This window comes from Cobetia sp. SIMBA_158, assembly GCF_046566945.1.
Lineage (GTDB): Bacteria > Pseudomonadota > Gammaproteobacteria > Pseudomonadales > Halomonadaceae > Cobetia > Cobetia amphilecti.
This window is the reverse complement of the sequence record NZ_JAWJYL010000153.1, coordinates 1-326: the sequence shown is the minus strand read 5'-3', so window position 1 is coordinate 326 and position 326 is coordinate 1. Positions and strand designations below refer to the sequence as shown.

General features: G+C 52.5%; 1 protein-coding gene. It reads left to right on the top strand.

The genetic code is table 11. The features are described from left to right. Positions 1-51 precede the first annotated feature (51 nt). On the top strand, positions 52-326 hold a 275-nt coding region (locus tag R2R70_RS19400; RefSeq protein ID WP_410978807.1), incomplete at its 3' end, for an ATP-binding cassette domain-containing protein.

The window sequence follows — 326 nt, the reverse complement described above, 5'->3', positions numbered from 1 at the left end:
CATTACATTATCATAATGATAAGTTAACATAGTCTGAACATACGGCGCCTTATGATTGTTTTCTCCTCGTTACAAATTCGTCGCGGCGTGCGCGTCCTGCTGGATAATGCCACCGCCACCATCAACCCCGGGCAGAAAGTCGGCCTGGTGGGTAAAAACGGCTGTGGTAAATCTACCCTGCTGGCATTGCTGAAAAATGAAATCAGCGCCGACGGCGGCAGCTACACCTTTCCGGGAAGCTGGCAACTGGCGTGGGTGAATCAGGAAACGCCGGCGTTACCGCAAGCGGCGCTGGAATATGTCATTGACGGAGACCGTGAATATCG